Annotated in this window: 10 protein-coding genes; 4 read left to right on the forward strand and 6 right to left on the reverse strand. The window is 67.0% G+C overall.

Translation table 11 applies throughout. From position 1 onward, the window contains the following. Positions 1 to 3 precede the first annotated feature (3 nt). From B133_RS23385 to B133_RS0115745, 4 genes are all read right to left on the reverse strand, one after another. A complete protein-coding gene (locus B133_RS23385) occupies positions 4 to 753 on the reverse strand; it encodes an SDR family oxidoreductase (RefSeq protein WP_018602416.1) in 750 nt (249 codons plus the stop codon). 13 nt (positions 754 to 766) lie between these two features. Next, positions 767 to 1,918: a hybrid-cluster NAD(P)-dependent oxidoreductase gene (locus B133_RS0115735; RefSeq protein WP_018602417.1), complete on the reverse strand. Its 1,152-nt coding sequence runs from the start codon at positions 1,916 to 1,918 to the stop codon at positions 767 to 769. After that, positions 1,915 to 3,195, reverse strand: coding sequence for an aromatic ring-hydroxylating dioxygenase subunit alpha (locus tag B133_RS0115740; RefSeq protein ID WP_018602418.1), 1,281 nt, complete (start codon positions 3,193 to 3,195; stop codon positions 1,915 to 1,917). Before B133_RS0115740 ends, B133_RS0115735 begins: the two co-directional genes overlap by 4 nt. 118 nt (positions 3,196 to 3,313) lie before the next feature. Continuing rightward, positions 3,314 to 4,087: an IclR family transcriptional regulator gene (locus B133_RS0115745; protein WP_018602419.1), complete on the reverse strand. Its 774-nt coding sequence runs from the start codon at positions 4,085 to 4,087 to the stop codon at positions 3,314 to 3,316. A 161-nt stretch (positions 4,088 to 4,248) separates the two neighbouring features. Between B133_RS0115745 and B133_RS0115750 the strand changes: the two genes are divergently transcribed. From B133_RS0115750 to B133_RS0115765, 4 genes are all read left to right on the forward strand, one after another. After that, entirely contained in the window at positions 4,249 to 5,844 is a 1,596-nt protein-coding gene (locus B133_RS0115750; protein ID WP_018602420.1) for an aldehyde dehydrogenase family protein, read from the forward strand. Continuing rightward, positions 5,816 to 6,871 carry a CdaR family transcriptional regulator gene (locus tag B133_RS0115755; RefSeq protein ID WP_157625893.1) on the forward strand — a complete coding sequence of 352 codons (1,056 nt, stop codon included), beginning with the start codon at positions 5,816 to 5,818 and terminating at the stop codon, positions 6,869 to 6,871. Before B133_RS0115750 ends, B133_RS0115755 begins: the two co-directional genes overlap by 29 nt. Positions 6,872 to 6,954: 83 nt before the next feature. Further along, the gene (locus tag B133_RS0115760; protein WP_018602423.1) at positions 6,955 to 8,118 is read left to right on the forward strand and encodes an FAD-binding oxidoreductase; all 1,164 of its coding nucleotides are present in this window, start codon (positions 6,955 to 6,957) and stop codon (positions 8,116 to 8,118) included. 10 nt (positions 8,119 to 8,128) lie between these two features. Next, the gene (locus B133_RS0115765; RefSeq protein ID WP_018602425.1) at positions 8,129 to 9,757 is read left to right on the forward strand and encodes a choline dehydrogenase; all 1,629 of its coding nucleotides are present in this window, start codon (positions 8,129 to 8,131) and stop codon (positions 9,755 to 9,757) included. Between the two features lie 107 nt (positions 9,758 to 9,864). Here the strand turns inward: B133_RS0115765 and B133_RS0115770 are convergent, their stop codons facing one another. Both B133_RS0115770 and B133_RS0115775 read right to left on the reverse strand, forming a co-directional pair. Next, positions 9,865 to 11,805: a putative nucleotidyltransferase substrate binding domain-containing protein gene (locus tag B133_RS0115770; protein ID WP_018602426.1), complete on the reverse strand. Its 1,941-nt coding sequence runs from the start codon at positions 11,803 to 11,805 to the stop codon at positions 9,865 to 9,867. A gap of 23 nt (positions 11,806 to 11,828) precedes the next feature. Continuing rightward, positions 11,829 to 12,623 carry a metallophosphoesterase gene (locus B133_RS0115775; protein WP_018602427.1) on the reverse strand — a complete coding sequence of 265 codons (795 nt, stop codon included), beginning with the start codon at positions 12,621 to 12,623 and terminating at the stop codon, positions 11,829 to 11,831. Between the last annotated feature and the right edge of the window lie 71 nt (positions 12,624 to 12,694).

The raw sequence follows: 12,694 nt of genomic DNA on the forward strand, positions 1-12,694 counted from the left end.
GGTTCAGCGCGCACGGAATCCGCCGTCAACGACTAGTTCCGCACCGGTCATAAACCGCGAGTCCTCCGAGGCGAGAAAAGCAACCGCCGCGGCGAGTTCAACCGGGTCAGCCCGACGACCCAGTGGCGTTTCCGGGACCACGCCGGTGCCCGGTTCGTTCGCGTTGAGCGGCGTCGACACCCCGCCCGGGACCAACGCGTTGACGCGGATTCCCTCCGCCGCCCATTCCAACGCGGTGGTACGGGTCAAACCGAGCATCCCCGCCTTACTCGTCAGAGCACAGAAGGCGGTGAAGGCCGTCTCGTCGCCGACCGGGAGCGCACCGCCGAGGTCGTCGAACAGCGCGTCGACCCACGGATGCGACGGGAAAACGACTGTGACGCAGTCGCGTTCACGCACCTCCTGTAGCGGCATGGCCCGGATGATCGGCGCCTGGGTCCCCAGCATGTCGCGCAGCTGTTCCGCACCGATCGAGACCATCACATTCACGACGACCTTGTCGGGCGGAATGCTCACGTCTGCGAGGGCGTTAGCGCACTGTTCGGTGCGCAGCGCGATGAACACCAGCTCGGAGCCGTCGACAACGTCATGATTGCTCGCACAGACCGCCACCGTGCCGAATCGTTCGGCGAGTTCGGCGGAAACTGCCGCGCTGCGCGGGGACAGCAGCACCTCGGGAGGATCGTCAGAGGCGCAGAGCCCTTCGACGATTGCGCGAGTGATACTGCCGACGCCGATGAATCCAATTCGCATTCAGTCGATTTCGCTAGGGATGCTCAATCTGCAAGTCCGACTTCGGGGTCGAGCAGCAGATCAGGATCTTGCCCTCGCGGATCTCCCGCGGACGGATGCCGCCGTTGTGGTTCATGTCGACGTCGCCGCACAGCAGCGACGACTTGCAGGTGCCGCACATGCCTTCGCCACATGCCGAGGCCACCCGAACACCAGCCTTGAGCGCGGCGTCCAGGATGGTCTGGTCCGGCGCGCACACCACGGTCTGACCGGACTTGGTGAATTCGATCGTGAACCCGACAGCCGGCTCACCGTTCGCGCCGCCGGCAGCACCGTCATCGGCGGGTTCGGAAGCGGTCGGCGCGGCCGGGAAGACGAAGCTCTCCTCGTGGTAGTTGGCCATGTCGTAGCCGAGGCCGGTCAGGATCTCCCGGACCGCCGCCATGTACGGGCCCGGGCCGCAGGTGAAGACGGTGCGCTCGCGGAAGTCCGGAACCAGCGCCGCGAGCAGTTCCGGGGTGAGACGGCCGCGCGGGCCCGTCCACACTTCGGACACGTGGTCGTCCTCGCACACGTGGCTGACCGTCAGCCCGGGAAGCAGGGCGGCGTGCGCGGCGAGTTCGTGCCGGAAGACGATGTCGGCCGGAGTGCGCGCGCTGTGCACGAAGGCCACGTCGGCGTCGGCCCCGAGGTCGGCGAGCGTGCGCGTCATCGACATGAGCGGCGTGATCCCGCTGCCCGCGGAAAGGAAGAGGTATTTCCCTTCCGCGGGGGGCGTGAGGGTAAAGGCCCCGCCGGGCGCGGCCACGGTCAGTTCGGTGCCGGGAACCATATTGTCGTGGAGCCAGTTGGACACCGGTCCTCCCGGCACGCGCTTGACCGTGATGGACATCCGATGGGGCCGGGTGGGCGGCGACGAAATGGTGTAGCACCGACTGATCGGCATGCCGTCGATCTCGAGCAACAGGGTGATGAACTGGCCCGGCTCGAAGTGGAAGATCCCCGCCCGCTGCCCCGGGGCGACGACCGGCTCGAAAACGAACGACCTGATGTCATGCGTCACCCGCAGCGCCGCGACGCACCGCAGCGTCGCGCGGTCGGTGATCTCCCAGACTTCCGGCGCCCCCGGACCGGCGTGCAGAGCTGGGGCGTCGTCGATGTCCGCGGGTTCGAGCACCGAGGTCACTTCGCCAGCTCGGCGCCGAGGCGCTTGATGTACCAGGTGACAAAGGCGTCGACATCGTCCTCGACCACACCGTAGGGGCCGGGCAGGTAGCCGGGATCGGTGACACCGCGCTGGGTGCGCTCGACCAGGCTGCAGTCCTCGGCGTTGGTCCGTTCCCAGACGAAGGTCAGCTTGTCGGTGTCGTAGTCCGTGCCCTCGACCGCATCCGGGTGGACCAGCCAGGTGGTGCGCACCAGAGTCTTGTCCGGGGCGACCGGAAGCGCCGAGAACACGACGGCGCAGTCGCCGAGCATGTGAAACCAGCCGTTGGGCTGCGTGTGGATGTGGAAGTCGCCGAAGACCGGGTCGACGATGGCGCCCATCAGCTTGGTGGAGAGCTGTGCACCATCGTCGCCGTAGGACGCGCCATCACCCTGCAGCGGCATGTGGTCGACCATGAACGCGGTCACCCGGGTGTCCAGTTCACGGATGTGCTTGGACGGGAAGCCGATGGCATCACGAGCGGCGGCGAGCGCCGCGTTGGCCGCCTGGTAGCGCTCGAAGACCGGCTTCTGCCGCGCGGGGATTCTCGACTCGTCGAAGCGATGGAACGGGAAGTAGGCGCCGAGCAGCTCCGGGTGGTTGGCTTCGCAGTGGTGGCACTCGCGATTGTTCTCCATCGTGAGCTTCCAGTTGCCGTCCTCAATGATCGAGGTCTGGTGGGCGACCTTCGCGCCGCGCAGGTCGAACGGCGTCAGGTATGGCTCGACCGCGGCGGCAAAGTCTTCGATGTCGGCCGGAGCGTCTTCGGCCAGGCAGATGAAGACCAGGCCGGCGATCGCCCGCACGTGCACGGGGCGCAGCCCGAACTTCGCCTTGTCGAAGCATTCGCTCTGGTTCTCGGCGAATCGCAGCGCGCCGTCGGTGCCATAGGTCCACTGGTGGTAGGGGCAGACGATGTTGCCCACCGCGCCGCAGCGGCCGTCGAGCAGACGCGCGCCGCGGTGCCGGCAGACGTTGCGGAAGGCGTTCACATTCATGTCGTCGTCCCGCACGATGATGACCGACTCGTCGCCGATATCGACGGTCACGTAGTCACCCTCCTCCGGAATTTCGGCCTCGGCGGCGACGAAAATCCAGTGCCGCCCGAAGATCAGCTCGACGTCCAGGTCGAAGATCTCCTGACTGGCATAGAAGGGCGTTTCCAGGGTGTATCCCGCTACTCGCCTGGCGACGAGTTCGGCTGCGCGTTCACGGGCAGTCTGAGGTGCGACGGGGGCATCGAGGATATCGGTCATGGACGTCGGCTCCGCTTCGTGGGCTGTTTCGTAGTACGGAACTACACCGTTATACGAAACAGTGTCCGGCGACGACCAGACCGGTGTCAATCGTTACCGACGAGTAGCTTGTAGCAGGTCAGCCCGGAAGCGGATAACCGTTGCGCGCAGAGATCGCAGCCGCCGCCGCGAGTACACGATCGGCCAGTTCCGGCGCCGTGTCCCGATTGACCCGGAACGACGGCCCGGAGATGGCCACCACCGCTTCGACGTCGCCACGCAGCGACCGGATCGGCGCACCCAACGCGGCGAGGCCGATCTCGAGTTCGTCGCCGGTATAAGCCCAGCCCGCCTCGCGCACCCGCTCCACTTCCGCGCGCAGCAGCGCCGGGTCGACGATGGTGTGCTCGGTGAACGCGGGCAGCTTGCGGGTCAGGTAGCGGTCCAGTTCGGCTTCGCTCATCGCGGCGAGGAAGACCTTGCCACCCGCAGTCACGTGCAACGGCTGACGCTGCCCGGTCCAGTTGACTGTGGTGATCGCCGACGCGCCCACCACCTGGTCGAGGGTGAGCAGTTCGTCGCCTTCGAGAATCGAAATGTTGACCGTCTCCCCCGCCTCGGCCGCCAGCTGCTGGCAGACGGTGCGGCTGAGCACGGAGATGTCGTGTCGCTGGGTGACTCCGGCGGCGAGCTGCACCACGCCGTCGCCGAGCCGATACTCACCGCGGCTGGCGTTCTGCTCCACCATCCCGCGCGCCTCCAGGGTTGCGAGCAGCCGAAAGACCGTGGATTTGGAGATGCCCAGTTCCTCGGCGATACGGCTCACGCCGGTCGGACCGGTGCGCACGAGCACCTGGAGAATCGAGAGCGCCCGATGGACCGATCGGACGCCCGAATCCCCGTTGGTGCTCACCCAGCGAGGTTAGCCCGAGGCCGGTTCACCTCCGCGACTTCCCATACCCGGATACAGCGAACCGCCCCAGCGAACTGGTTTCGACTGCTGCCGAAAAGCGGCAACCGAACTCCTGCTCCGCATCGAAGCCGAACCTGGGCGGTGGCCGTAGCGTCGGCGCCGTGGACCCTGCCGACTTCCGCCCCGCCCCGGCGCGGGACTACACCCGCGGCACCGCCGCGCGCACCTTGCTCGACAACGAACTGACCGCCCTGCGCAGTGCCTCCTTCGACATCCCGGTGGTCGTCGGTGATCGGGAGATCCGGACCGGCCGGACCCGCGAAATCCGCCTCCCCCACGATCATTCGGTCAGCCTCGGCGTCTTCCACGAAGCCGGACCCGCCGAGGTTGCCGCCGCCATCGACGCCGCCGACGTGGCGGGGCGTTCGTGGGGCACCACTACGACGGCGGAGCGCATAGCGACCTTCCTGCGCGCAGCCGACCTGATCGACCACAGCCCGTGGCGCGAGCGCTTGGTCGCCGCAACCATTCTGGAACTGTCCAAGACCCCGAGCCAGGCCGACGGCGACGTCGCCGAAGCCGCCGACTTCCTGCGGGCGAATGCGGCCAACCTCGCGGCGATCGAAGCCAACCAGCCGTTCTCTCCGCTCGGGGTGGCCAATCATGTCGAGTACCGGCCGCTCGAGGGCTTCGTGTTCGCGGTCTCGCCGTTCAACTTCACATCGATGAACAATCTGGCGTTCGGCCCGGCGCTGCTGGGCAACACGGTTCTGTGGAAGCCCGCGGAGGCCGCGACGCTGGTGGCGCATCTGTCGCTGCAACTGCTGCGCGAAGCCGGGTTGCCCGATGGCGTGATCTCGTTCCTGCCGGGAGACGGCCGCGAGATCGGTGCCGTGGCGCTGACCGACCGCCGGCTGTCCGCGGTGCACTTCACCGGTTCGAGCGCCACACTGCGGCACATCTGGCGCACCGTCGGCGAGAACATCGAACGTTATCGGGACTATCCGCGGATCATCGGCGAGGCCGGCGGCAAGGACTACATCCTGGCGCACCCGTCCGCTGACCTCGACGCCCTCACCGTGGCCTGCGTGCGCGGTGCATTCGACTATCAGGGCCAGAAGTGCGCCGCCGCCTCCCGCCTGTATGTCCCGCGCGCCATGTGGCCCGAGCTTCGTTCCCGCATCGTGGCCGCCATGGAGCAGATCGTCGTCGGCGATCCGGCCCGGCCGGGTACCCACCTGGGCGCCGTCATCAACGGGACGCAGTTCGCCAAGCACGCCGCCACGCTGGTTCGTGCCCGCGACGCGGACCTGGTCATCGCCGGCGGTCAGGTCGACGACGCGGTCGGCTGGTTCGTTCAGCCCACTCTGCTGGAAGTCGCCGATCCGGACTCGGAATTTCTGGTCGACGAGTTCTTCGCACCGATCCTCGCGACTCACGTCTACGACGATTGGGCCACTGCCCTGCTCCTCGCCGAAGGATCCAGCGAGTACGGCCTGACCGGCGCGGTCTTTGCCGACGACGAGACGGTCCTGGCCGAGGCCTCACAGACGCTGCGCTACTCAGCCGGCAACTTCTACCTGAACGACCGGCCGACCGGCGCCATAGTGGGGCAGCAGCCGTTCGGCGGCGCACGAGCCTCCGGCACCAACGACAAAGCGGGCACCGAGTGGAACCTGATTCGTTTCCTGAGCCCGCGGTCGATCAAACGGACCTACGATCCCGAACGTGACCCGCGGTTCCCCACGCTCGACTAGCGCAGCGGTTCAGGCCATGGTCGACCGGCTGGCGCAGGAACTCGGCCAGTCGGTTCTGATCGAGAACGCGCAGCAGAAGCCGGTCTGGTGGAGCACCGTCGGACCGGTCGACCGCACTCGCCTGCGTACCGTCCTGCACCGCAGCGTCGACCCGGAAGCAGCCGAGGTCGTCGGAAGGTTCGATCTCGCCGCCGCGAGGGAGCCGCGGCACCTTCCGGCGATTCCGGAAGCCGGAATGTGGGCCCGGTGGTGTGTGCCGGTCCGGCAGGGCGAGAACCGACTCGGCCTGCTCTGGATTCTCGACCCTGACGGCGCCATCGACTCCGCCCGGCTGGGCCCGGCCGTGGCCTGCGCGCAAGAAGCCGCGTCGGCACTCCTCGATCTGCAGCAGACCGAAGCCGAGCAGACCCGCACGCGGGATGCGCTCCTCGCTCAGTTGCTCGAGCGAGGAGACCCGACGATCGCCGAGGACCTCATCCGGCACGAAGGGTTGCCCGCCGACGCCGTGGTGACTGTGCAGTGCCCCGGCGAAGGCGGCTGGCCGCTGCCGGGCGGATCCAGTGCGCACGTGAGCGCTCCCGAGTCGGCTCGGCCGGCCACCAGTGGCGACCCGCTGCCGCTGGCCGATCTCGCCGAAGCCGTTCGTCGCGCCGTCGCCACCCGTCGCGTCGTGGACGCCGGTGCCCGGCTGCCCGCCGATCGCTGGTCGGCGCTCGGCGCGTGGCTCCTGGTGGTGCATGCACCGGAGTGGATCAGCCCGGCCGATCTGCATCCCGGAGCCGCGGTGCTGCTCGACCCCGCTCACGAGCGACTCGCCGAGACGGCGCGCGCCGTCCTGGAACTCGGCGGCGATGTCGCGGCCGCGGCCGAGGCACAGGGCCTCCATCGCACCACGCTGTATTACCGGCTCGGCCGGATCACCGAGCTGACCGGTGTCGATCTACGCACCGATGCCGACCGCAGCGCCCTTCAGTTCGCACTGCGACTGGCGGCCTACCGGGCCACGCCTGACCCCGGTACCAGCTGATTTCGACAGCAGTCGGAAGCGACTGCCAGCACTTCTGTTTCGCGCGCAAGGGCCTCTCGTAAACCGGTCGTACCGTGCGGACCATGCGGACCAACATCGCCATCCTCGGCGGCGGCGCCATGGGCCTCGCGACTGCCTATTTCCTCAAACACACTGATCCAGGTCTCGACGTGACCGTCGTCGAGCGCGACCCCACCTATGAGCTGGCGTCTACACCGAGAGCCTCGGGCGGCATCCGCCGGCAGTTCTCGCTGCCGGAGAACATCGAACTGTCGAACTTCTCGATCCCGTTCTTCGACGACTTCGCCGAGACCATGTCGGTCGACGGTGAGCGAGCCGAGATGGGCCTCCGCAAGAACGGCTACATCTTCATCGTCCCGCCCGCAGACCGAGGGGTGCTCGCCGCGAACTATCGCGCCCAGATCGACCACGGCTGCCACGTGATCTGGCTGGAGCCGGACGAGATCAAGGCACGTTTCCCCTCGATGCGGGTCGACGATCTGGGCGCGGCGGTTCTCTCCCCCGATGACGGCTGGCTCGATCCGCACAGCATGCTGAGCGGGTTCCGGCGTAAGGCCGCATCACTCGACGTGCGGCTGATCACGGACGAGGTGACCGGGTTCGAGCGCACTTCCGCCGTTGTTCGGTCTGCCCAACTCGCTTCGGGGACCACGCTGCAGGCCGACCACTACGTCAACGCCGCGGGCGCCTGGGCCAAGGACCTCTGCGAGATGCTCGGATTCCGCGTTCCGATCGAGCCCCTGCGCCGCTACGAGCACTATTTCGAGTCTCAGGACCCGATCGAGCCGCTGCCCTACCTCAAGGATCCGCAGCGGCTGGCCTTCCGCCCGGAGGGCGCGGGTTACTCAGGCGGCGTGCCCACCCTCGAAGAGCCGCGCGGCTACAACTTCGCCGCCGACCTCAAGTACTTCGAGAAGTCGGTGTGGCCGTTGCTCGCGCACCGCTTCCCGCAGTTCGAACGGACCCGCTGCCTGTCCACCCTGCCCGGCCTGTACGACCAGAACGAACTCGACGGCAACGCCATCATCGGCCCCGGCGCGGACGGACTCGGCAACTTCCACATGCTCGCCGGCTTCTCCGGCCACGGTTTGATGCATGCTCCCGGCTGTGGGCGCGCGATCGCCGAACTGATCAGCACCGGCAGTTACCAGACCATCGACCTGACTCGGTTCGGGTGGCAGCGCGTCGTCGACGGTGCGCCGCTCCCGGAGCAGGGCATCATCTGAAAGGCCGGACGTGAATACGACCTACGACTACATCGTCGTCGGCGCTGGATCAGCCGGCTGCATCCTCGCCACTCGCCTCTCCGAAGACGCGCAAGTCAATGTCCTGCTGATCGAGGCGGGCGGTTCTGACCGAAATCTGTTCATCGCCATGCCGGGCGGCCTGCCGTTCGTCTACCAGGACAAGAAGATCGGCTGGGGCTACCAGTCCGGACCCGAACCGACGCTGGACGGCAAGACCATCGACGAGAAGGCCGGCAAGGTGGTCGGCGGCGGATCGTCGATCAACGCGATGATCTACAACCGCGGAAACCCGCTGGACTACGACGGCTGGGCCGACGACGGCCTGACGGACTGGAGCTACGCGCACTGCCTGCCGTACTTCCGCAAGATGGAGACCTTCGCCGACGGCGCCGACGACTGGCGTGGCGACAGCGGCCCGCTGCACATCACCCGCGCTGCCGCCAAACACCGCCTGTACGAGCGCTTTCTGACCAGCGGCACGGCGGCTGGATTCGAACTCACTCCCGATCACAACGGCTACCGGCAGGAAGGTCTGCACATCGCGCAGTCGTTCATCGACGACGGCGTTCGCTGGAGCGCACCCCGAGCGTACTTGCGCGGCGCGCTGCGGCGGCCGAACCTGCACCTGCTCACCAAGTCCGAGGTTGCGCGCATCGTCGTCGAAAACGACGCAGCAGTCGGCGTCGAGCTACGCGGGCCCGAGCGGACCGAGATCCACTGCCGGCGCGAAGTGATCCTTGCCGCCGGCGCGATGAACACGCCGCGCTTGCTGCTGCTCTCCGGAATCGGCCCGGCGGACGAGCTTCGCGACCTCGGGGTGCCGGTGCTCGCCGACGTCCCAGGGGTCGGCCGGAACCTTCAGAACCACCCAGGCGTAGACCTTCAGTTCGCTACCGACGACGCTGATTCGCTCACCTCGCAGCTCGGGTTGGTCGGCCGCGCCAAGCTCAGTGCCGAGTGGCTTCTGCGTCGAAAAGGGTTGGGCGCCAACAACTTCTTCGAAGCCGGGGCGTTCCTGGCGACTCGCGACGACGTGGCCTTTCCCAATATGCAGTGGGAGTTCTTGCCGCTCACCCGAAAACTGCAGGGCCACAAGCTGATTCCGATTCCCGGCTTCCAGTTCTGGATGGACCTGTCTCGGCCGGAAAGCCGCGGCAGTGTCACGTTGAAGTCCGCCGACCCGTCGGTGCCGCCGAGCATCGTGTTCAACCACTACTCGTCGCGGCAGGACCTCCGGGACATGGTCGACGGTATCCGGCTGACGAGGCGGATCGTGGCCCAGTCGGGTCTCGGCGACGTCGTGCGCGGCGAGCTCACTCCGGGACCGGACCTGACCTCCGATCGCGACCTCGAGGTATTCGTGCGAAAAGCCACCAACACCTCCTACCACCCGTCCGGCACCTGCCGGATGGGCTCGGACGCCGATGCCGTCGTCGACGGCGACGGGCGGGTCCAAGCGCTGGCCAGTCTGCGCGTCGTGGACGCGTCGATCATGCCGAAGGTGGTGACGGCCAACCTCAATGCGCCGGTGATGATGATGGCGGAGAAGATCGCTGACAAGGTTCGCGGCCGCACGCCGCTGCCACCGTCGACGGCGGACTACTACGTGTCGCGCTGACCGGCCGGCGCAGGCAAAGGATTCAGCGATGCGGAGTCGCCATTCCGCTGCGACAGACGCCTCTTTGAACGCATCGCCGCCGAAATGCACGCCTGAAAGACTGGCTCTTACCTGTCTCGCTCTTGCCGGCTCTGTTTTGTGGGCCTGGTTGCGGGCGACCCGGTCTTCCTCGAGTTCGCCCCCGGTTGGCCGCGTTTGACCAGTTCGGCACCGGAGTTCATGTGCGCGACGCGTCCCATGCGACGCTGCACGTCGGCGACCTCTTTGATCGTCTGTTCGATCGTGCTGCGGTCTATCCCCGAGAGTTCGTCGAGGTTGATGATGTCGTCGGGGTGCTGGCCCGCCTCGATCTGGCGCAACTGGTGTTCCAGCCGGAGTAGTTGGAGCGCGTCGAACGCTTCGATCAATCGGCTGGCGGAGCGGTCGGTGAGCACCTCCGACCCCGCCGCAACCCGCAGCCGCTCGGTGGTGTGCAGCTCCGGCGAACCGACGCTGAGCGAGGCCCACCGGGCGATGTTGACGATCGGCAGCAGTCCGCGGCCTTTGATGTCGAACCTGTCGTCGCGCCCGATGATCCGGTCGCGCACCGAGAGCAGCCGCGCGCGGCGCGAGAGCGAATCCTGCAGCAGCAGTTCGACCGTCGCCGGATGCCGGTTGAAATCGCGAAAGACGCGCGCGGGTTCCGGCAGCGCCGGGTCGCCGAAGATCGGCCGAGCGTCCACCAGGAGTGAGGCCATGATGGTGCCCTGGTTCTGCTGGGGCTTGGTCAGCCAGCCTTGTGCCGCCTCCCGCCACTGCGAGTCGGTTCGAGAGAACCCCGGGTGCGACGGGAATGCGTGGTGAGTGTCGACACCGATGCCGCAGAGCTGGAGCACGTCCCCCACGACGCTGAATGCTTCGCGGTAGTGCGGGATCTGGTCCTCGTACGAATCCGCGAAGGTCACCGCGGCATCGACGTCGGACGAGGGAACCGCTTCCCGACGACCGGTGCTGCCGAGCGAGAGCCAGGTGAAGGCATCGATTGATAGGTCGTCAAACTCCTCGTGATCAAAGACCAAGAAGATCGCGCGCCGGGTGATCGAGGCGATCAGCGCCGAATAGACCGCAATCACCCGATCCGCCGTCAGGCCGCGCGCCAGAATGTCGGCCAGCATCGCCGGAACCCGACCCGCGTAGGTGGCCAGATCATCGATACTGCGCGCCTGCCTGATCCGTACGTTCAAGCTGACACCGGCAGTGGTTGGCGCGAGCATGAAGTCACGCTCACCTACCGCGCCTTTGAGACGCCCGTCATCGCCGGTCACGAGTAAGAAAGAGACGCCGTAGTCGAGCAGCGTGATCAGGGCGTCAGCCGATGACGTGCTCGCCGAAGCGGTGATCGCGGGGTAGTCCATCACCGCACTCGCGGGGGATTCCCGGGGCAGGCCTTCCCCGATTACCTTCCGGCGCAAGGCTTCATCGGTCACCAGGCCGAACTGGCCGTCGCCGGTGTGGACGGCGGCGTACGGGAGGCCCAGCTCGGTCATGCGCTGCGCCAGCGCAGTCACCGATTCGTCGGCACGCACGACGAGCGGCTCTCGGTAGACCAAGTCGGACAGCAGCGTGTACCGGGGTGTCGACGCAGTCAGTCCGCGCACGTGCGAGATATGGTCGGCCAGATAACGCGCACCGCTGCGTGACGCGAACGCCGGGACGACGCTCTCGGCCGGCAAGCGAGCGATGGTCGCCTTCGTCTTCGCAACGATCCGCGGGCCCACCGGTCGCCCAGACAGCACCGCCGTGAACCCGAGCGGCGCTCCTCGGGTGAACTTGTCGGCCGGACCCTCATCGATCCGTTCCGGATCGAACCAGAGGTTGACCTCCCCCGATATCACCACACAGATTTCGGTCGGCGTCGTCGCGAAGGCGTCCAGAATCAGGTCGCCCGGCTCGTACTCCGCGATCTTGGCCGCGGCCACCGCGCCGGCGAGATCGGCTGGGCTCAGCGAATCGAACGGCTGGCATTGCGCCAGCAGTTCGGCAAGTTCGGCCGCACTCTCAGTGGGCATGCGCGGTCCTCTCAGGGGGTCGCTCATGCGAGCGTGGGTCGGGAGTCGGTCGTGACGACGAAGGCGCCCCACCTAGGGGTCGCTTCGGCGAGGTGTCCGGGGTCGATGCCGATCAGACGACCGCCGGCCAGGCGGGTTTCCTCGTGATGAAGCTCAGGATCGTAGGTTGTCGTTGGATGGTCGCACTCGCCGTGCGAGCCACTGTGCCCGTGCACCTGACTGAATGGGAGCGTCGTGCCTTCCCACCCAGGAACCAGCTCGTCATTACGGCTGGCCCAGATCGGGCCCACCATCGGATTCGGCGCGCCGAGCATGGCACCGCCGCCGTAGAGCGTCTCGCATCCGGTGCGGGCAAGGCTGTTGATTCGGCGCGCGGCCTCCGACGCGGTACGGGGAGCATGGAGGTGCTCGCGCCAAAACTTCTCGGTGACACCGGCGTGCGTCACCAAGAACTCCTCGTCGTCGGTCTCGACGGCAACCGCCGCATGAAGCTTCTCCTCACGCCACCACTTCTTCAGGATGCGCTGCTCCAGGTAGCCGATCCGGTCCCACCACACAAAGGTATTCGGCCGCAGGTAGTAGACCTCGTGGTTACCGAGGAGCTGGATCCACTGGTCCGGGTAGGTGTTCAGGTAATAGTCGACGAGGCGGATGACACCGTCGGAGTCGGGACCGCGGTGCACGAGGTCGCCCACCTGAATCACGACGAGGTCGTCGGGAAGCACGCCGGTAGCCGACGTGCCCAGCGAACGCAGCTCCCGACGCAACTCCTCAACGTGCCCACCGACGTCACCGATCACGGCCACCCGGATGGTCATGAACTTCAGTGTCTCCTTTGCCGTCTTCCAACCCAAACCGAAGACGGCGTTCGCTTCACTCGTTGTGCCGT

Origin of the sequence: Mycobacterium sp. 155, from assembly GCF_000373905.1 — a bacterium.
In the GTDB taxonomy this organism is placed as follows: Bacteria; Actinomycetota; Actinomycetes; order Mycobacteriales; family Mycobacteriaceae; genus Mycobacterium.

What these genes read in the sequence shown, in the direction of transcription:
- B133_RS23385 (WP_018602416.1), bottom strand. Translation starts at nt 753, where the DNA reads ATGCGAATTGGATTCATCGGCGTCGGCAGTATCACTCGCGCAATCGTC.
- B133_RS0115740 (WP_018602418.1), bottom strand. Translation starts at nt 3,195, where the DNA reads ATGACCGATATCCTCGATGCCCCCGTCGCACCTCAGACTGCCCGTGAA.
- B133_RS0115760 (WP_018602423.1), top strand. Translation starts at nt 6,955, where the DNA reads ATGCGGACCAACATCGCCATCCTCGGCGGCGGCGCCATGGGCCTCGCG.
- B133_RS0115770 (WP_018602426.1), bottom strand. Translation starts at nt 11,805, where the DNA reads ATGCCCACTGAGAGTGCGGCCGAACTTGCCGAACTGCTGGCGCAATGC.
- B133_RS0115775 (WP_018602427.1), bottom strand. Translation starts at nt 12,623, where the DNA reads ATGACCATCCGGGTGGCCGTGATCGGTGACGTCGGTGGGCACGTTGAG.